Origin of the sequence: Bradyrhizobium sp. ISRA430, from assembly GCF_029909975.1 — a bacterium.
In the GTDB taxonomy this organism is placed as follows: domain Bacteria; phylum Pseudomonadota; class Alphaproteobacteria; order Rhizobiales; family Xanthobacteraceae; genus Bradyrhizobium.
This window is the reverse complement of record NZ_CP094516.1, coordinates 8,343,068-8,363,106: the sequence shown is the minus strand read 5'-3', so window position 1 is coordinate 8,363,106 and position 20,039 is coordinate 8,343,068. Positions and strand designations below refer to the sequence as shown.

Sequence of the window (20,039 nt, the reverse complement as noted above, 5' to 3'; positions counted from 1 at the left end):
CCAAAATTCGAACAGAATCGCCGCGGAACAAAGGCGGCCGCCAGCAGAAGCCAAGTCCTAGCCTATCCTGTGAGGCCACGACCTAGCGGCGGCAGGTCACCAATTGGCCCGACTTGATAGCGAGGTCAAAGGGCTGGGTTGACCACCCTTCACGTTTTCGAGATTGGGGTTGTCCGAAGCGGGCAGGCAAAGGCAAAGCCTCACCTTTCGGGCGGCGGTCTCACTGACGGGTTGACGGGGCGGATGCCCTCCGTTGCGTCAATCCGAAGCGGCCCATCAGGCCGTCGATCACCGGCCAGAACAGCAGCACGATCGCCAGCGTCGTGATCGAACCGACCAACCCGTTCGACCAGAACACCCTGAGGTCACCCGCAGAGCCGATCATCGACAGGCGGAAGGCATCCTCGGCGCGGTTGCCGAGCACTAGGGCCAGCGTGAACGGCGCCAGCGGAATGCCGATCTTCTTGAAGACGTAGCCGACGACGCCGAAGCCCAGCATCAGCCAGATGTCGAACATCGCGTTCTGGATCGCGTAGGCACCGATCGCGCAGGACACCACGATCATCGGCGCGACCGCCGCGAACGGCACGCGCAGGATGGACGCGAAGATCGGCACCGTGGTCAGCACCAGGGCGAGGCCGACGACGTTGCCGAGATACATCGAGGCAATCAGGCCCCAGACGAAATCCTTGTGCTCGACGAACAGCAGAGGCCCCGGATTGAGCCCCCACACCATCAACCCGCCGAGCAGGATCGCGGCGGTGCCGGAGCCGGGGATGCCGAGCGCCAGCATCGGCAGCAGCGCCGAAGTGCCGGAGGCGTGCGCAGCCGTTTCCGGCGCGAACACGCCCTCGATGCGGCCCTTGCCGAAGCTTGCGGGGTCCTTGGCGAAACGCTTGGCGAGATTGTAGCCCATGAAGGACGCCGCGATCGCCCCGCCGGGCGTGATGCCGAGCCAGCAGCCGATGAAGGACGAGCGCACAAGCGTCACCCAGTATTTCGGCAGGTCCTTCCACACGCTCACCACGACGCGCAGCGAGATGCTGGCCGCGTGGCCGCGCAGCGCCAGGCGCTCCTCCATCGTCAGCAGAATCTCGCTGATGCCGAACAGGCCGATGACGGCGACCAGGAAGTTGATGCCGCGCAGAAGCTCGGCCGAGCCGAAGGTCATGCGCAACTGCCCCGACACCGTGTCCATGCCGACGCCGGCGAGCAGCAGCCCCAGCGACATCGAGATAACGGTCTTGTGCTTGGCCTCGCGCCCGAGCCCGACGAAGGAGCAGAAGGTCAGCAGGTAAACGGCGAAGAACTCCGGCGGGCCGAACTTCAGCGCAAAGGACGAGATCATCGGCGCGAGGAAGGTGATCAAGAGCACCGCAACCAGCGAGCCGATGAAGGAGGAGGTGAACGCCGCCGTCAGCGCCTCGGCCGCCCTGCCCTGCTGCGCCATCGGATAGCCGTCGAAGGTGGTCGCGACCGACCAGGCCTCGCCCGGGATGTTGAACAGGATCGAGGTGATGGCGCCGCCGAACAGCGCACCCCAGTAGATACAGGACAGCATCACGATCGCCGAGGTCGGATCCATCGTGAAGGTGAGCGGCAGCAGGATCGCCACGCCGTTGGGCCCGCCGAGCCCCGGCAGCACGCCGACGAAGATGCCGAGCACGAGCCCGACCATCATCAGCACGAGCGTCTTGCCCGTGAGCAGGACAGCAAAACCGTGAACCAGGAGACCGAAGGCTTCCATCGGGGTCCGCCTAGTAGCCGAAGGCCGCTTCCAGCGGCCCTTTCGGCATGATGACGTCGAAGGCGATGTCGAAGGTGACGAACATGATCGCCGTGAACAGGAAGGCGGTGAGCAGCGACTTCCACAGCGCGATCTTGCCGATCAGGCGCATGAAGCCGCCAATCAGGAGGAAGCTCGCGACATAAAGGCCGAGGAACTGCGTCACCAGGCAGAACAGGAGCGTCGGGACGAATACCGCCATCACACGGCGGGCCTGCGCGCGCGTGACGAAGGTCTCGGCAGTCGCGCGGCGCGCAAGCAGCGCGGAGATCAGGCCGTAGAGGCTGGCGCCGCCGAGGATGATGGCGAGATAGAACGGGAAGTAGCCGGGCTCGGGCCCGGTCGCATCCCAGGAGATGCCGGTGCGCCAGTTGTCGTAGCCGAGCGTCGCGGCGAGCGCGAGCAGCAGCAGCGAGACGATGATCTCGATCGTGCCAGCGCTCACGACGGATGGCGAGTCATCCTCGGGCGCGGTCGGATCGTCGACGACGATTTCTGGATCGGTTTGGGACATGGCTCTGCAAGATCAAATTGCGCGGCCACCATCCGCGCAGGCGGATGATCCAGTACTCCGTGCAGAAGCCGTCTTTCGTCGAACTCTGTGCAATACTGGATGCCCCGCCTTCGCAGGGCATGACGCCGAGGCTGTGGTCACTTCGCGACGAACCCGGCTTCCGTCATCAGCGACTTGTTCAGCGCGTCGTCCTCCTCGAGGAATTTCACCATGTCCTTGCCGGTAAGGAAGATCGGCTTCAGCGCCTGCTTCTCCATGTATTCCTTGTACTCCGGCGTTTGCGTCACCTTCTGGAACAGCTCGACATAGAACGCCTGCTGCTCCGGCGTGACCTTGCCGGGCAGGAACATCGCGCGCAGCATCAGGTACTGGACGTCGACGCCCTCCTCCTTGCAGGTCGGGATGTCGGCCCAGGACTGCGTGTCCGTCACCTTGCTGGTGTAGGAGATGCGCTCCTTGTCGAACACGCAGAGCGGACGCACCTGGCCGGCACGCCAGACTTCGAGATTCTCGGATGGATTGTTGACGTTGGACTCGGTGTGGTTGCCGACGAGCTGGGTCGCGGCCTCGCCGCCGGACTTGTAGGGCAGATAGGAGAACTTCGCGCCGGTCTTCTGCTCGAGGAAGACCGTCAAGACGTGGTCCTCGCGCTTGGAGCCGGTGCCGCCCATCTTGAACGGCGAGCTCGCCGCCTTCGCGGCCGCGACGAAATCCTTCACCGTCTTGGGACCTGAGCTGTTGTCCCACAGCACGAACTGGTCGAGCGCGATGACGGACACCGGCGTCAGCTCGCGCCAGTTGAACGGAATCTTCGCCGACAGCGGCAGCATGTAGATCAGCGAATAGGCAATCAGCACCTTGTTCGGATCGCCCTCGCTGGACTTCATGTACATCAGCGCTTCCGCACCAGAGGCGCCGCCCTTGAGCGAGACGACCATCGGCTGCTTCATCAGATTGTTCTTCTGGATCGCGGCCTGCATCATCCGCGCCATCTGATCTGAGGCGCCGCCCGCGCCCGCGGCCACCACGATCTCGACCGGCTTGGTCGGCTCCCAGCCGGCAAACGCCGGCGCGCTCAACAACAGCGCCGTCGCAGCGCCGACGGCTTTCACTGGAATTCGCACGAGTTTCGTCCCCTGGTTCTTATTGGCTTTGTGATGCCGGGAAATTTATCGGTGCATTGTGCGGACTAATACTGACGAGTTCAAGCAGGCGGACATTCCGCCGCATATGACTTTCGGCTGACGCAAGTAAAGCCGGTGAGCCCCTACTTGCCCTTCCAGTTCGGCGTGCGCTTGTTGAGGAAGGCGTCCATGCCCTCGCGGAAATCCTCGCTCATATAGGCCTTCAGGATCAGGTCCTCGCCCTCCTCGCGCGACAGCGTGCGGCGGATGCGGCGCACCGCTTCCTTGGTCGCTTCGAGGGTGAGCGGTGCATGGCTGGCGACGAGTTTTGCGGTCTCGTCGGCGCGGCGCTGCAGCGTCTCGACGTCGGGCACGACCTCGTTGAGCAAGCCGAGCGCCAGCGCCTCCGGCGCCTCGACCAGGCGCGCCTTGAAGATCAGGTCCTTGGTGCGGGCCGGCCCCACCAGCGAGACGACCCGGCTGATGTTCGACATCGACAGGCAGTTGCCGAGCGTCCGCGCGATCGGAAAGCCGATGCGGGTTGTTTCGGTGCCGATGCGAATGTCGCAGCAGGCCGCAATGCCGGCACCGCCGCCGGTGCAGGCCCCCGCGATCGCTGCAATCACGGGCACGCGGCACTGTTCGAGCGTGCCGAGCACGCGGTCGATCCGCGCCTCGTAGTCCAGCGCGTCCTGCGCGGTCTTGAAGGCGCGAAACTGCGAGATGTCGGTGCCGGAGGCGAACGCCTTGTCGCCGGCGCCGGTCAGGATCAACGCCTTGATCGAGCGGTCCGCGTTGATCTCCTGGCAGATCTCCGCCATGCGCTCGTACATGGCGAAAGTCAGCGCGTTGCGCGCCTGCGGACGGTTGAAGGTGATCCGCGCGATGCCGTCCTGGACGGAGTAGAGCAGGTCTTCATTGGCAGTCGCAGGTAGGTTCATCGCGCGCGCTCTCTTCTCTTCTAAAATTGGTTCAGGCGACCTGCGCCTTGGCCATCGGCACCGCGTCGCGTCCCTTGAGGACATCCATGGCCGCCAGCACGCCGCCGCTGCGATGCGGGACCTTGGCGAGATCCAGGCCCATCTCGACGCCGGCCAGCGTGCCCATCAGCATCAGGTCGTTGAAATGGCCGATATGGCCGATCCGGAACACCTTGCCCTTGACCTTGTTCAGGCCGGTGCCGAGCGACATGTCGAAATTCTCCAGCACCACCTTCCGGAAGCTGTCGGCGTCATGGCCCTCGGGCATGCGTACGCCGGTCAGCGCCGGCGAATGCGCGTTAGGATCGGCGCACTGTGTCTCCAGACCCCAGACCTTGACCGCGGCACGCGTCGCCGCACTGTGGCGCTTGTGGCGGGACCATACGTTCTCGAGCCCCTCCTCTTCCAGCATCTTCACCGCCTCGCGCAGGCCGTAGAGCAGGTTGGTGGCGGGCGTGTAGGGGAAGGTGCCGAGCTTGTTGAAGCTGATGACTTCCTGCCAGTCCCAGTAGGAGCGCATGCCCGGGTTGGCCTTTGCGGCAGCGAGCGCCTTCTCCGAAATGGCGTTGAAGCCGAGGCCGGGCGGCAGCATCAACCCCTTCTGCGAGCCAGCGACCGAGACGTCGATGCCCCAGGCATCGTGCTCGTATTCCATCGAGCCGAGGCCGGAGATGGTGTCGACCATCAGCAGCGCCGGATGCTTCACCCTATCGAGGATCTTGCGCACCTCGAGCGGCGGCGTCAGGCAGCCGGTCGAGGTCTCGTTGTGCACGACGCAGACCGCCTTGATCGCATGCTGCTTGTCGGCAATGAGGCGCTTCTCGATCTCGGCGAGGTCGGCACCATGGCGCCAGTCGCTCGGGATGAAGTCGACGTCGAGCTTGAACTTGTCGGCGATGCCGCGCCAGAGCACGGCGAACTGGCCGGTCTCGCACATCAGCACCTTGTCGCCGGGGGCGAACACATTGACCATCGCCGCTTCCCAGGCGCCGGTCCCGGACGAGGGGAAGATGATCACGGGCTGCTTGGTCCGGAACACCCGCTGCATCGCGGCCAGAACGGCGAAACCGAGCTCGGCGAACTCCGGACCGCGATGGTCCAGCGTCGGCATGTCCATCGCCCGCAGCACCCGGTCGGGTACGTTGGTCGGTCCTGGAATCTGGAGAAAATGCCTTCCAGTGTGCACGGTCATCGGCGTCCTTCCCGGTCTACCCTTGGTGTTGGTGGGGCGCCGAATAGCACCATTTGACCGGCTTGTCCCCTCTCCTCAAGGCGCCTCCCATGCATATCCGGCGGACCTTGCCCCAAGCCCCACCTCCTACTCCGCAGCGACCACTTTTGCCGTGGGGATGCGCCCCTCCGCCTCCGCGAACGGGCGTTCCGGATGCATCAGGAAGGCGGAGACGCCGCCGAGCAGGAGGAGCCCTATCGACATGAGGAACGGCAGGTACCAATTGCCGGTCACGTCGATCACGAATCCCGCCACCAGCGGCGAGACGATGGCGGCGAAGGCCGAACCGGTGTTCATGATTCCCGACGCAGTGCCGGAATATTTCGGGGCGATGTCCATCGGGATCGACCACATCGGGCCGATCACCAGCTCGGCGCAGAAGAAGCCCGCCGACAGGCACAGCGCGACCACCGTGATGTCGTGGACGAACAGGATCGGCAGCAGCGATAACAGCGCGCCCGTAAATCCCGCAACCGTCACGCTCAGCCGTGCCAGGCGGACATTGCCGGTACGATCAAGAATTTTGTCCGAGAGCACGCCGCCGACGCTGTCGCCGACCACGCCCGCGAAGAAGACGCCCGAGGCGAACAGGGCGGAATTCTTGATGTCGAGGCCGTAGGTGTTCTTGAAGAACAGCGGCAACCAGTTGAGGTACAGCCACAGGCACCAGCCATAGCAGAAATAGGTCAGCGTCACCGGCCACATCCGCCCCAGCAGCGGGCCCCAGGGCACGCGCGGCCGCTCGCCGACGGGGCGCGGCGGCAACGCCGCGAGCTCCGCCTGCGTGATGGAGGCTTGGTCCTTCGGCTCGTTGCGGAAGTACCAGACCCAGATGACGCCCCAGACCAGGCTGACGAGGCCGAGCACGACGAATGCCCCGCGCCAGGTCAGCCAGAGGATCAGGAGCGCGACCACCGGCGGCGTCACGGCATTGCCGAGCCGGGCGAAGGAATGCGTCAGCCCTTGCGCAAAGCCGCGGCGGGTCGACGGCGTCCAGTATTGCATCGCGCGCGTCGCGGTCGGAAAGGTCGCGCCCTCGCCGAAGCCGAGCGCAAAGCGCGCGACGAACAGCGCGGCGAGACCGCTCACGAAGCCGGTCATGATGGTCGCTGCGGCCCAGATCATGCCGCACCAGAACAGCGTCTTGCGCGGCCCGAAATGATCGCCGACCCAGCCGCCGATCACCTGAAACAGCAGGTACGGATAGGCGAAGGCGGAGAACACCAGGCCGAGCTGGGTATTGCTGAGTCCGAGCTCCTTCTGGATCTCGCTGGCCGCGGTGCCGATGTTGACCCGGTCGACATAGGTGATGAAATACATCGCGCAGAGCATTGCCAGTACGACATGCGTGGCCTTGAGCCGGACTCCCATCGCAATCCCCTCCCGCGTCGCTGTTGTTTTGATTGTCGGTGCGCGCAGAGGCCGGCTATGTGCCGACCACCTTCAGATGCGGCGACGAATTGCCTTGCGGGCGCTGCTCCAGAAGCTTCATCGCAGTCTCGACGCCGCCGGAGCGGTGCGGCACGCCGGCTACCGACAGGCCCATCTCGACGCCGGTGAGCGCGCCGAGCAGCGTCAGCACGTTGCATTCGCCGAGATGACCGATGCGGAAGACCTTGCCGGCGACCTTGGACAGGCCCGAGCCGAGCGACATGTTGTAATTGTCGAGCACGACTTTCCGGAACTGGTCGGCATCATGCCCGGGCGGCATCAGCACCGCCGTCAGCACCGGCGAGAATTCGGCGGGCTCCTGGCACAGCACCTCGAGGCCCCAATGATTGACGGCGGCGCGCGTCGCCGCCGCAAGCCGCTGATGGCGCGCGAAGACGTTGTCGAGGCCCTCTTCGAGCAGCATCGCGATCGCCTCGCGCAGGCCGTAGAGCAGGTTCGTCGCCGGCGTGTAGGGGAAGAAGCCCTTGGCGTTCGGCTTCAGCATCTCCTCCCAGTCGAAATAGGAGCGCGGCATCTTGTTGGTCTTGGATGCGGCGCGCGCCTTGTCCGAGATCGCGTTGAAGCCGAGGCCCGGCGGCAGCATGAAGCCCTTCTGAGAGCAGCTCACGCTGACGTCGACCTTCCATTCGTCGTGCCGGTAGTCGACCGAGCCGAGCGAGGAGATGGTGTCGACCATCAGCAGCGCCGGATGCGAGGCGCGGTCGATGGCGGCGCGGATCTCGGCGATGCGGCTGGTCGCGCCGGTCGAGGTCTCGTTGTGCACGACCATCACCGCCTTGATGGCGCGCGCGGTGTCCTCGGCGAGCTTCGCCTCGATCTGGGCGGGATCGGCGCCACGGCGCCAGTCGCCGGGGATGAAGTCGACCTCGATCCCGAAGCGACCGGCCATCTGGCGCCACAGGGTGGCGAAATGGCCGGTCTCGACCATCAATACCCTGTCGCCCGGCGACAGCGTGTTGACGATCGCGGCCTCCCAGGCACCCGTCCCCGACGAGGGAAAGATCACCACCGGCCCTGACGTCTGGAAAATCTTCTGGCTGCCTTCGAGCACGGCCCGGCCAAGCTCGCCGAACTCGGCGCTGCGGTGATCGATCACCGGCATGTCCATGGCGCGCAGGATGCGGTCCGGCACCGGGCTCGGACCGGGAATCTGGAGGAAATGGCGTCCCTGATGCATGAAAACCTCCCTATTGGCGGGCTCTGGCCCGGCTTCTCACCCATTTTGCATTCATTTTTTGTCCTTTCAATCTAATTTTGGTATGCGATTGTGAACATCGACGCGGCTAGCCGGGCAAATTATTGTGCTGCATATGAAATCCACGATTCCCGACGACGGGGTTCCGATCGGCCAAACCGCCGGCCAAACCTCCAGCAATGGCAGCGACCGCCAGGAAGCCTCGCTTCACGGCGAGATCCTGCTGCGGCTGCGCGACTACGTGGTCGAAGGCAACATCCCCGAGGGCGCACGCGTTCCTGAGCGCCAGCTCTGCGCGATGCTCGGCATCTCCCGCACGCCGTTGCGCGAAGCGCTCAAGGTGCTCGCCGCCGAGGGGCTGATCGAGCTGTTGCCCAACCGCGGCGCGCGGGTACGCCAGCTCAGCCAACGCGATCTCGAGGAACTATTCGACGTGATGGCAGGCCTGGAAAGCCTGGCCGGGCGCCTCGCCTGCGAGGCCATCACCGACGATGAAATCGCTGATATCGAGCGGCTGCATTACGAGATGTACGGCCACTATCTGCATCGCGACATGCACGGCTATTTCCAGACCAACCAGCGCATCCACGAGCGCATCGTCGATGCCGCGCGCAACGAGACCTTGAAGACCGCTTACGCCAACTTCGCAGGACGGATTCGCCGCGTCCGCTATTCCGCAAATTTCGCCCGCAAGCGGCAGCGCTGGGGCGAGGCCATGCGCGAGCACGAAGCCATCCTCGATGCGCTGCGCCGCCGCGCCGGCAGCGAATTGAGCGACATCCTGTTCCAGCACTTGCGCAACAAGCGGACGGCCGCGATCGAGCACCTGACCGAAGCCGCCGAGGACGCACCGGCGCAGCCTTAAGAGCTGTCCAGCTTGCTCATTTTGCATTCATAATATAATCGGTCAGAAACAGGAATGAATAATTCGATGAGGCCAAGCGGGCCCGTTGGATCAGTCCGGGATCAGGGATGACAAACGCCTCCTCGCTCGAACGGCGCCTGCGGTCGGAATTGACCGGGGACGTCCTGTTCGACGCCTTCAGCCGCGGCCGCTACGCGACCGACGCTTCGTTCTACCAGATCATGCCGGCCGGCGTGGTCGTGCCCAAGACCATGGACGAGGCGCTGCGGGCGCTGGCGATCGCCCGCGACGAGAGACGGAAGGTCACCCCGCGCGGCGGCGGCACCTCGCAATGCGGCCAGACCGTCAATGACGGCCTCGTCGTCGATCTGTCCAAGCACCTGAATCGGATCCTGTCGCTCGACGTCGACAACCGGACCTGCGTGGTCGAGCCCGGCATCGTGCTCGACGACCTCAACCGCCAGCTTAGGAAGCACGGCCTGTGGTTTCCGGTCGACGTCTCCACGGCCTCGCGCGCCACCATCGGCGGCATGGCCGGCAACAATTCCTGCGGCGGCCGTAGCTTGCGCTACGGCACCATGCGCGACAACACGCTGTCGATGGAGGCCACGCTTGCGGACGGCACGTTGGCAAGGTTCGGCGAGGTGTCGCGCGACCTCTCCGACGTGAACGCAAGCGGGACGACGCTGGCGCTGTTCCGCGACATGCTCGACCTCGGCGCCCGCGAGGCCGGGGAGATCGCCGCGCGCTTTCCCAAGGTGCAGCGCCGCGTCGGCGGCTACAATCTCGATGCGCTGGTCCCCCGCAACGCGCCGAACAACTTGGCGCATCTCCTGGTCGGCTCCGAAGGCACCCTCGCCTTCACCACCAAGGTCGAGCTGAAGCTCTGGCCCGTGATCCGCAACAAGGTGGTGGGCGTCTGCCATTTCGGCAGCTTCTACGAGGCGATGGACGCAGCCCAGCATCTGGTCAAGCTCAAGCCGATCGCTGTCGAGCTCGTCGACCGCACCATGATCGCGCTCGGCCGCGACATCGCGATGTTCGCACCCGTCATCGGCGCCGCCATCAAGGGCGATCCCGATGCCGTGCTGGTGGTGGAGTTCGCCGAAGAGGACCAGGCGGATAATGTCGCGCGCCTGAAGCAGCTCACCGAGCTGATGGGCGATCTCGGCTTCGGCTGGAACAACGACAAGCGCAAATGGGGCGGCGTGGTCGAGATCACCGAGCCCGCCCTGCAGAGCGGCATCGCCGATTTCCGCGCTGCCGGCCTCAACGTCATGATGTCGATGAAGCAGGAGGGCAAGCCGGTCTCCTTCGTCGAGGACTGCGCGGTGCCGCTGCCGCATCTGGCCGACTACACCGCACGGCTGAACGAGGTTTTTGCCAGACACGGCACCAGCGGCACGATGTACGCGCATGCGTCCGAGGGCTGCCTGCACGTGCGCCCCGTACTGAACCTGAAGCTGGAGAAAGACGTCAAGGCGATGCGCGCCATCGCCGAAGAGGCCTTTGCGCTGGTGCGCGAATACAAGGGCTCGCATTCCGGCGAGCATGGCGACGGCCTGGTGCGCTCCGAATTTCATGAGACCATGTTCGGCGAGCGCCTCGTCGCCGACTTCCGCGAGGTGAAGAGGCGCTTCGATCCCGATAACGTCCTCAATCCCGGCAAGATCGTCGATGCGCCCAAGATGGACGACCGCTCGCTGTTCCGCTTTCGGCCGGACTATCGCGTCGCTGAGCTGAACACGAAGCTCGACTGGTCCGCCTGGCCCGGTGCCGGCGGCGGCTTCCAGGGCGCAATCGAGATGTGCAACAACAACGGCGCCTGCCGCAAGCTCGAGGGCGGCGTGATGTGCCCGTCCTACCGTGCGACGCGGAACGAGAAGGACGTCACCCGTGGCCGCGCCAACACGCTGCGGCTGGCGATCTCCGGCCAGCTCGGCCCCGACGCGCTTGCCTCGGACGAGATGATGAAGACGCTGAAGCTCTGCGTCTCCTGCAAGGCCTGCCGCCACGAATGCCCGACCGGCGTCGACATGGCCAAGATGAAGATCGAGGTGCTCGCCGCGCGCGTCGCCTCGCAGGGCCTGACGCTGCGCGACCGGCTGGTCGGCTATCTGCCGCGTTACGCCGGCCTCGCCGCACGCTTTGCGCCACTCGCGAACCTGCGCAACCGCAGCCCGCTGCTGCGAAAGCTATTCGAGCGCTTTGCCGGGATCAGCGCGCGCCGGGCGCTGCCCGCCTTCCGCCGCGACGTCTTCGTGCCGCCGGCTACCAGCGTCGGGCCGGAGGCCGGCCGCGAGGTCGTGCTGTTCGCCGACACCTTCAACCGGATCTACGAGCGCGAAAATCTCGACGCCGCACTGCGCGTGCTCGCGGCGGGCGGCTATCGCGTGCATCTGCCGAGACCTTCGGGCGGCGGCCGGCCGCTCTGCTGCGGCCGCACCTTCCTCTCGGCGGGCCTTGTCGACGAAGCCAAGGCTGAGCTCGACCGTCTCGTTGCCGCCTTCGCGCCCTTCGCTGCGCGCGGCGTGCCGATTATCGGCCTCGAGCCGAGCTGCCTGCTGACGCTGCGCGATGAGCTCGCCTCGCTGCGCAAGGACGACGACGCCAAGGCCGTCGGCGCCCACGCCCTCACCTTCGAGGAGTTTCTGGTGCGCGAGGCGGAGGCCGGACGGCTGCAGCTCGCGCTCGGCACCGTCGCCGACAAGGCGATGGTGCATGGCCATTGCCACCAGAAATCCTTCGGCGCCTTTAAGCCGGTCGAGCAGGTGCTTCGTCTGATCCCCGGCCTCAAGGTCGAAACGATCGAATCAAGCTGCTGCGGCATGGCCGGCGCCTTCGGCTACGGTGCCGATACCTACGATGCGTCGATCGAGATGGCCGAGCTGTCGCTGCTACCGGCCGTGCGGCACGCCGACCCAGCGACACTGGTCGTCGCCGACGGCACCTCCTGCCGGCACCAGATCCACGACGGTGCGCAGCGCGAAGCCCTTCACGTCGCCCGCGTGCTGGCGATGAGCCTCGATCGCGCAGACACCCCATCTATGACCTCGCCCATGACAAAGGAAACCAGCCATGGCTGAACTGACCCTCGACGTCGCCCGCAAGATTCTCGACGCCGCCTTCGCAAAAGCAACCGAGCTGAAGCTGAAGCCGCTTGTCGTCACCATCCTCGATGCACGTGGCGTCCTCAAGCTCGCCGCGGCCCAGGACGGCACCAGCCTGATGCGCGCCGAGATCGCGCACGGCAAGGCCTATGGCGCGCTCGCCATGGGCCTGGGATCGCGCGCGCTGTATCAGCGGGCGCAGGAGCAGGCCTATTTCATCGACGCCGTGAACACGATCGCCAAGGGCGCGCTGGTGCCGGTACCCGGCGGCGTGCTGATCCAGGACGGCACCACGCTGCTCGGCGCCGTCGGTGTGTCCGGCGACACCTCCGACAACGACGAAGCCTGCGCCATCGCCGGCATCCAGGCCGCGGGGCTGAAGGCCAACGCGGGATAGCACTCGCCATAACGAAAGCGAAAGATCACAGTAGGACGATGCCAGGGTCGCTTAACTATTCATCGGAATTTCGTCGGCATTTCCAGCGAGGACGCGCACTGCACCAACGCCGAGGGCTCTCCGCGGATTGACTGACCGGACCGGCATGCCCTTCGTGGCAGGGGTCGACTATTCTACTGCGATCGTGTGATTCGTCGGGGGTTCGAGTCTCTGGTCCGCTACATCGCGAAACCCACTATTTCGGAAGCTCTGTTTTCTTACCGGAGAGCAGCCTAACTCGGAACGTCGGATCTCGATAGCCCGCCACAAACCGCCGTTCATGCGCGATCCGTCGCCGCCACAATGGTCGACGAGCAGGTTCAAATCGGGGAGACGCAACCACCGATGCCGACATTCGGTTCAAGTTGCGATCTGAGTGTCCCTTGCGTCCCAAACGCAGTGAGTTTATTATAAAATATTGATTTTCTTTAGGTAATGGACGCATCGACCGCGTTCTGTTCACGGTCGTTTCATCCCGCTTCGTTGCGGCGTCCTGGACGTGAACGAGAACTGCTCGAGATCTGGGGCAGCTTGAAGCAAGCCCCCTGAAATCGACCGAGCGGCTAATTAAGAGACACGCTGCGACTATTGATTCTCAACCGATTTTCTCGAACTGAGCCAAGATCCGACTATTTGAGATCAATGGGTTACAACGAAACATCCAACCACAAGAGCGCGTCATGTTGTCGGATCGACACATCCGAAACGTCTACCGCCTTTTACACACACCAACCAAACCTACGACCCAGAGAGTCTACCGCATTGTGAAGCCGTTCTCGATGATACCGGAAGACAGGCCGAGATCGCGGTCGCCGACCTGAACGTTTAGCCCGTCGGGATCCCGCACGTGGAAACTGTTGCTATCCTGCTGCGGGTCCAGCCCCATCGCGGCAAGGCGAGCTTGCAGCCAGGCGGCGTTGTAGCCGTCGATCCCGAACATAAAATGAGAGATCGTGCCGGGCTGCCCTTCTTCGCGCAGCACCAGCATGCTTTCCCCGAAGCCGAGCAGCACGCTTTTCGCGCTCTCCTGGATGATCCGCACCCCGAATGTACGGCAGTACCAATCCTTAGAGCGCTGGAGGTTGGAGACGGAGATCGCGATGTGATTGACTGTCTTGGCGGTACAAATCGGCGGGTCAATACTGATCCTCTCGTCTTCCTGCTGAAGGGAAGTGTTGCCAGCATCTTCGCAATTCCATGTTAGATCGTCATGGCACGGCATGGGAATCGTTCTCTTGCGGCTCGTTAATTGATGGGAATCCCAATCAGCTGGCTCGATCGGTCCACAGGCCTCCGGTATCGGCAGGAAAGCCGGCAGCGGCACGCGCACGTGCCTTGGCCGCGAAGTAGGTTTTCGACCACGCAAACCGGCTGCCTGCTTTGGAGAGGCCGACGCTGTCGGCGATGCTGGCGAGGCTGATCGTGTGCCCGGCGGCCGCCCAATGGCCCTCAGGCACCTCGTCGATGATGACCTGAATGCTGTGGCCGACGTCTTCGCCCGAGGCCGTCGTAACGGCGAGGATCGCTTCGGTCACCCATGCATGCACCTCGCTCTTGTGCTCGGCGTTCATGTAGCCCTCAGGGAGATTGACGTGAACGAGGAACCGTCCGGGCGGCGAGACATAACCGTTTCCGGTCTCCCCGCCGGCCCACCAGTCGCCCTGGGCAAGTTCATTGAACAGAACCCAGGCAAACGCGCGGCCGCCTCGCGTATTCGCTCCGCCCTCCATCCGGATCATCACGTCGGTGAGTTTCTTGGCGAGATTGGCCTTCGCGGTCTCGTCGAGATCGCCGGCGCCATAACAAACATTCATGATAGGCATGTCAGTTTCCTCGTCGGCTGCCGAGGCAGCTGATGTCGGTGCGGTTGGATTGACAGAGGAGTGATCGGCAGATGTTGCGGCGGCTACAAGGCCGTTCGGTAAGCTCCGCGACTCCAGCGACCGCCGCGGGCGCGCGTTGTGGGCTCGGGGTGGTGGCGTCGCGCGCGTCATCAGTGGCCGGCATGCTCGCTCTCCCACTTCTTGATATTTGCATCATCGATCATGATCGTCTCGACGATCATCACGTCGGTGTCGTCCTGAAGGACCTCGACATTGATCGAGCCCGTCGCCCAAAGCCCGATGCTGTCGCGTCGGCCGAGCACGACGCCGCCGCAGCGGATCGAGCCCTCGCGCACGAACACGTACGCGCCGTGCGATGCGGTGCGCAGCTTGTACGAAAACGAGCGGCCCTTGTCGGCCATCAGGCGGGAGACACGCAGATCCTGGGGGATCGGCAGCGCGCCGTCGGCATCACCGATGAGCTGCACGATTTCGTTGCGCCGGCGTCGATAATCGAAATGCGCACGGTGATAGGTCGGTGGAAGAAAGAGCTGTTCGGGAAGCAGCCAAAGATAGATGGCATGCATGTCCTCCGGCGTGACGCTGAGCTCGGAATGCTTGCCGCCCGAGCCTGCAGAGAAGACGTAATAGTCGCCGGCTTGCAGCCGGTCGACCATGCCCTCGCCAGCCGTGTTGATGTGTGTGAGCTCGCCCTCGAACACGAAGGCGCAGATGACGAAGTTGTGGTGCGGATGCATGTTGTAGCCGCAGCCCGCGCCGTGGAAGATCTCGTCGCCGAAAACGCGGACCGGACCGAAGCCTGGCCGTCCGGCCTGATATTCATGGAAATTGAAGCTGGACGCTCGTGTGACGAAGCCGTCTGGATGGCCGGCGATGTAGGAAGATCGCGATCCATCTGACCTGATGAGGTCGTGTCCACGTTCCGCTTCGCGAATGATGAATGAATTGCTCATGGCCGTGTGTCCTTGTGTTGGCGCGTCAGGCGACGCGGGCCAGATCGGGGCCGCCGGAGGCGTAGCCGATCTCGACCATCTCAAACATGTGCTTTGGCGTGCCGCAGTCCGGGCACACCCAGTCGTCCGGAATGTCCGCCCAGCGGGTGCCGGGAGCCAAGCCGTGCTCAGGCAGGCCAAGGGCTTCGTCGTACGAAAAGCCGCAGCCGAGGCACATCAGCCGCTTGAAAGGTTCGTCAGCCATCTTTGACTCCATGCGTTGCCTGACCTCCCTCCGACCCCGCATTGCAAGTATCGAGTTATGTGTCGGACAGGCGTGATCTGATGGCGCGAGATATGCGCGTGGGGGTGTATGAATACAAATACAACTTCAATATGCAGGTATCGGCGAGCGATATGGTCGGGAGGATTCGTGTGGCGCGACAAGCGGATGCGTCGTGCCGTGTCCCCTTTTTCGGCTTACGAGGACCCCGCGCTCAATAGTGAAGCGTGCGCCCATAAGGGCGTATTATCCTCGTTCCCACGTACTCCGACCGCCGAATTTGGCAGGAGAACCGCTCCGGAATCGAATTGTAGACAGCTGAACTCAGAAGATCGTGTCGATGCTGGCACTCAGCGGAATGCCAGCAGAATGGTAACTGTACTCACAGGATCCCGCCCCGGTCTGCCGGATCACCTACCCGCTACATCCCAAGCTCAGAATCTCCAAGCCCTCGCCTTTCGACACGTAGTCAGCCGCCGATCGCGTGAGCCCAGCACTTGGAAGCATCCTGGCACTATTCGGGCGTTTGCCTACGTCACGGCGTTTTCGTCACAGCGGGCGGGCTCCAGCTTCCGTCAAGGATTGAGGGGCTCTGCTGTCTGGGCCAGTACATCCGCATGGTCAGGTTGAAGCCGCCATCCGGAGCTGGTAGCCAGTTTGCTTCCTTGCCGGGTCCTGGCGAGTCGTGCTGGATATAGATATCCGTTGACCCGTCACTATTCTGCTGCAGCGGCATCCAGCTGCTGATTGCGTAGCGATGAATTGCATTCTCGACGAAGAAGGACTGCGGGTCGTACATGGTCACTGACCAGAATGCGTTGACCGGCGGCATCTGCCCAGGCCCGAAGTGCAGGACATATCGGTTATTGCCGTTCAGAGGTTTGCCGTCTCCGTCCACGAACGTTGTCGGATAGAGGGCATCTGCAGGAAGGTTCGCAGCTAGCGCGATCAGCGCGATGTAAGCCCGGGACTCGTAATCCGTCCCGAACGCTCCGATGTTGCTCTTGGGAATGTGCCAGCCGTTGACTGACGTACCCATGTGCTTGGCTTGCCCTTGCAAATAGGCGAGCGTCCGCCCTACCGCTCCGTCCAGGCTTTTGCCCGCTTCGGGACCCAATTTCGCCGGGTCAAACGGCTGCCCAGGGACGATACCAATCCTCGACAACTTCTCCAGCATCGGCGCGTCGGCTGTGGGCGGAGGATTCGCGGTCAGCTGCTTGGCCAACTCGGCAAGGAAATCGGCGCCGCTCATGCGCCGGAGTTGCTCAACAGGTGGCGTCTTCATGTCGGCTTGCGCATCGACGGCTCCCTCGGGAGCCGAATACGGCCGACCAAACTTCGATAGCGGAGTAAGGGTGTATCCCGCTTGGATCGCGTGCACGGCTGAATAGTCGGCAGGGCCGTTTGTCTGAGTACGCCCTAGAATCCAGACCATATTCGTCGGGGATTTTATCTGCTCCATTCCACCCGGAAGCTTCCCGCTCCAGTCGGGTCCGGTAATGACGAAGTTGCCAGCCCTTGTTCCGGTTGTGCGCGAACCCGGACTCGCAAATACGTTGGTCCACGCGTCAAGCATGGGTAGGAGATAGTAGCGACCGCCGGATTCCGGCACCGACAGGACCAGCGGCTCCGATGAAAGGTCGAGGAAGGCGGACGAGTACAACGTGTCCACGTTGGCTCGTACCACGTTCTTGAACGTGGCCGGCGGGAAGATGGGTGCATGAGCGAACTGGTTCACGGGCGCTGCCATGGCATTCGGACGTGCAACATTGGTCATCCGCCTCCTCGTCAGGTCCATCATGACCAGCGGCAAACCGTAGATGACCGCTTCAGTGACCATGTCGACCACCTTCTGCTCCGTGGCGGCAACGCTGGCTTCGCTGGGCACCGCCGTATCCTTCGCGGTTTTGGTGCCAATCGCTTGTGCTCCGCCCGGACTACACGGGGCGAGCCAACAGATGAGTGCGAGCGCCGCAAAGCCCTTTTGTATCTGTCCAAACACGAGCTGTCTCCAAGTTACAAGATCGGTCGAATTCACTTTGTTGTTCGAAAGTTGGCTTACCTCGAGGTTCGGCGAGATCTCTTCCGATACGCCCCATCGAGAGTAACCTGAATGCGCGACGGGCGGTGCTAACGTGCCGCCGACAACTGGCCCTCATCGATGATGATGGTAGAACCATGCATCGCCTTGACGTCGTCCGACGCCAAGAACAGGACGGCCTGCGCAATCTCCTCGGGCGGCGAATATGTACGTCCGCTAGGCGTCGCAAGAGCCTTGCGGGAAAGGATTTCTTCCGAGCCTGGTCCCGTCCGGTCGCTCGCATTGAGCGGCGTCTCTGTATTGCCCGGCGCGACTGCATTGATGGCGATACCGTAGCCGGCGAGCTCAGCCGCGAAAGACTTCGTGAGCATCACGATTGCAGCTTTCACAGCGCCATAGAGTGCGTACTGCGGAACGCTCTTAAACGCCGCCACTGAACTCACATTGACGATCTTGCCATACCTCGCCTGCTGCATCAGCGGCGCCACGCGATGAACCATGAAGAACGTATTCTTCAGGTGGGCGGACACCATGAGATCGAATGCTTCTTCGGTGGTCTCACCAAGTGCGGTCGGAAAATAGACTCCGGCACAATTGATCAGGATATCGATGCGACCATGGTCGGAGGAAAAAGCACTCACCAGCCGATCAATTTCGGCCACATGCCGCAAGTCCGCGGCATAGGCTCGAGCCTTGCCGCCCCTTGCTTTGATCTCGGCGACCACGGCCTCCGCTCTGCTGATATCGGAGCTTGCAACCACGCCCACGGTCGCGCCCTGTTCAGCAAACAGCAATGCGATTGCGCGACCGATACCGGAGCTGCTCCCCGTCACCAATGCCATTTTACCGCGAAGCTTCATGATATTCTCCGTATCGATTGAACGGGTAAGTGGATCATCGCCTTGGCAGCAGATGTCCGTGCCGGTCGACAAACGTTCCAACCGCAGCAAACACCTGATCAAGATCGCCGTCGGACATGGCGAGCGACAAGGCCATCATACCCCGCCTCGCAATCCAGATTTGCTCTTCAAGCATGTGAAAGTAGAAGAGCTCGCGTAACCGTGGATCAGACCTCGCGGCATCCTTCGCGTTCCGGAGCTGTCCAGCGATGAAGTGGATGCCCATGATGGAGCCGAAGCCGGTGAACTGTGCCGCGATGCCGGCCTTCTCAAGCATGGCGCTCAGACGCTCACGCAAATCGTTGCCGCGCGCTGTCAGTTGCGCCAAAGCGGTCGCGGTTACAACCTCGGATAGGACGGCCGCCCCGATATGCATACCCAGGCTGTTGTTGTTGAACGTCCCTGAAAGTATCAGTGATGCCGGCTTTCTGGGATCAAAAGCGGCCATGATTTCCTCTCGACCTCCGAACGCTCCGAATGCGAGCCCGCCGGCCATGTATTTTCCGAGCGTGGACATATCGGGCGTGATGCCCCAATAGCCCTGCAACCCATTAGGAGCGAGGCGCGAGGTCTGGATTTCGTCAAAGATCAGGACGATGCCTTGGCGCTCCGTCTCCTCTCGAAGCATGGCGAGAAACGGCTTCTCGGCAGGTATGCTGCCGCCGGCGCCAAGCATCGGTTCGACGAGCACGGCCCCCAGCTTATCTCCCTCCCGCCGGATTACCTTCCTTGTCGCGTCTGGATCATTGTAGGGCGCCTGTACGACGTCGAGCCTGGTGTTGAGGGGCGATGGACCGGATACCGGGAAGTTGAGACTGCCGCCGTGATAGGCTCCCTCGAACACCAGGACCTTGGACCTCCCCGTACGATGCAGTGCCGTCGCGAGAGCCGAGAGATTGGCTTCGGTGCCAGAGTTCGCGAACCGCACCTTGTCGATCGAAGGGAAGCGTTCGACGATCAGGCGAGCGAAACGTGCTTCGGCTTCGATCTGGCCACCAAAGCTGAGCCCGTTGTCGAGCGCCTCGCGGATGGTGCGGAGCACTACGGGATTGGAGTGACCGAGCAGCCCTGCCGTATATTCGCTAAGCGCGTCGACATAGCGCTTGCCGTCGATATCCCAGAGATATGCATCCTTGCCGCGCGCGATGAATACCGGAAAGGGTGAATTGAAAAGGCCAGTCCGGGTCGTTCCGCCCGGCAGATACTCCGCGGCGCGGACAAAGGCTTCGAGGCTCTTGCCATTCCGGGCCGTATAGTTCGTACGTGCGGCCGCCAGCGCACGATCAATGTCGCTTTCTGAATTCCTAGGATCGGCTGGGGTTAAGCTCATGCCGGCATTCTCCAAGA

17 protein-coding genes are annotated in these 20,039 nt (G+C 63.2%); 3 read left to right on the top strand and 14 right to left on the bottom strand.

The features are described from left to right. Positions 1-220: 220 nt before the first annotated feature. From MTX21_RS39155 to MTX21_RS39125, 7 genes are all read right to left on the bottom strand, one after another. Complete coding sequence (locus MTX21_RS39155; RefSeq protein ID WP_280969747.1) at positions 221-1,747, bottom strand: tripartite tricarboxylate transporter permease; 1,527 nt, start codon at positions 1,745-1,747, stop codon at positions 221-223. Positions 1,748-1,757: 10 nt separating this feature from the next. Then, positions 1,758-2,300 (bottom strand): tripartite tricarboxylate transporter TctB family protein, encoded by a 543-nt coding sequence (locus MTX21_RS39150; protein ID WP_280969746.1) that lies wholly within the window; start codon positions 2,298-2,300, stop codon positions 1,758-1,760. 137 nt (positions 2,301-2,437) lie between these two features. Next, on the bottom strand, positions 2,438-3,424 hold the full coding sequence (locus MTX21_RS39145; RefSeq protein WP_280969745.1) for a tripartite tricarboxylate transporter substrate-binding protein: 987 nt from the start codon (positions 3,422-3,424) through the stop codon (positions 2,438-2,440). Between the two features lie 143 nt (positions 3,425-3,567). After that, positions 3,568-4,365, bottom strand: coding sequence for an enoyl-CoA hydratase/isomerase family protein (locus tag MTX21_RS39140; RefSeq protein ID WP_280969744.1), 798 nt, complete (start codon positions 4,363-4,365; stop codon positions 3,568-3,570). 31 nt (positions 4,366-4,396) lie between these two features. Further along, complete coding sequence (locus MTX21_RS39135; protein WP_280969743.1) at positions 4,397-5,596, bottom strand: aminotransferase class V-fold PLP-dependent enzyme; 1,200 nt, start codon at positions 5,594-5,596, stop codon at positions 4,397-4,399. Between the two features lie 126 nt (positions 5,597-5,722). Then, positions 5,723-7,006 (bottom strand): MFS transporter, encoded by a 1,284-nt coding sequence (locus tag MTX21_RS39130; protein ID WP_280969742.1) that lies wholly within the window; start codon positions 7,004-7,006, stop codon positions 5,723-5,725. A 55-nt stretch (positions 7,007-7,061) separates the two neighbouring features. Beyond that, positions 7,062-8,264, bottom strand: a complete 1,203-nt coding sequence (locus tag MTX21_RS39125) for an alanine--glyoxylate aminotransferase family protein (protein WP_280969741.1) — start codon at positions 8,262-8,264, stop codon at positions 7,062-7,064. A 133-nt stretch (positions 8,265-8,397) separates the two neighbouring features. On the opposite strand from MTX21_RS39125, the gene MTX21_RS39120 reads away from it, so the two are divergent. The 3 genes from MTX21_RS39120 to MTX21_RS39110 all read left to right on the top strand — a co-directional run bounded on the left by MTX21_RS39120 (position 8,398) and on the right by MTX21_RS39110 (position 12,654). Further along, positions 8,398-9,147 (top strand): GntR family transcriptional regulator, encoded by a 750-nt coding sequence (locus MTX21_RS39120; protein ID WP_280969740.1) that lies wholly within the window; start codon positions 8,398-8,400, stop codon positions 9,145-9,147. A gap of 107 nt (positions 9,148-9,254) precedes the next feature. Then, complete coding sequence (locus MTX21_RS39115) at positions 9,255-12,233, top strand: FAD-binding and (Fe-S)-binding domain-containing protein (RefSeq protein ID WP_280969739.1); 2,979 nt, start codon at positions 9,255-9,257, stop codon at positions 12,231-12,233. Beyond that, entirely contained in the window at positions 12,226-12,654 is a 429-nt protein-coding gene (locus MTX21_RS39110) for a heme-binding protein (RefSeq protein WP_280969738.1), read from the top strand. The genes MTX21_RS39115 and MTX21_RS39110 overlap by 8 nt, the downstream gene beginning before the upstream one ends. A 793-nt stretch (positions 12,655-13,447) precedes the next feature. Here MTX21_RS39110 and MTX21_RS39105 read toward each other — a convergent pair. From MTX21_RS39105 to MTX21_RS39075, 7 genes are all read right to left on the bottom strand, one after another. Further along, positions 13,448-14,023, bottom strand: coding sequence for a VOC family protein (locus MTX21_RS39105; protein ID WP_280969737.1), 576 nt, complete (start codon positions 14,021-14,023; stop codon positions 13,448-13,450). Then, positions 13,959-14,516, bottom strand: coding sequence for a tautomerase family protein (locus MTX21_RS39100; protein WP_280969736.1), 558 nt, complete (start codon positions 14,514-14,516; stop codon positions 13,959-13,961). Before MTX21_RS39100 ends, MTX21_RS39105 begins: the two co-directional genes overlap by 65 nt. Positions 14,517-14,686: 170 nt before the next feature. Then, positions 14,687-15,490, bottom strand: a complete 804-nt coding sequence (locus MTX21_RS39095; RefSeq protein WP_280969735.1) for a pirin family protein — start codon at positions 15,488-15,490, stop codon at positions 14,687-14,689. A 25-nt stretch (positions 15,491-15,515) separates the two neighbouring features. Further along, entirely contained in the window at positions 15,516-15,734 is a 219-nt protein-coding gene (locus tag MTX21_RS39090; protein ID WP_280969734.1) for a rubredoxin, read from the bottom strand. A gap of 553 nt (positions 15,735-16,287) precedes the next feature. Next, positions 16,288-17,754, bottom strand: coding sequence for a DUF1254 domain-containing protein (locus MTX21_RS39085; protein ID WP_280969733.1), 1,467 nt, complete (start codon positions 17,752-17,754; stop codon positions 16,288-16,290). Between the two features lie 128 nt (positions 17,755-17,882). Next, positions 17,883-18,653, bottom strand: coding sequence for an SDR family NAD(P)-dependent oxidoreductase (locus MTX21_RS39080; protein WP_280969732.1), 771 nt, complete (start codon positions 18,651-18,653; stop codon positions 17,883-17,885). A 34-nt stretch (positions 18,654-18,687) separates the two neighbouring features. Then, positions 18,688-20,037: an aminotransferase class III-fold pyridoxal phosphate-dependent enzyme gene (locus MTX21_RS39075; RefSeq protein WP_280969731.1), complete on the bottom strand. Its 1,350-nt coding sequence runs from the start codon at positions 20,035-20,037 to the stop codon at positions 18,688-18,690. Positions 20,038-20,039: the final 2 nt, after the last annotated feature.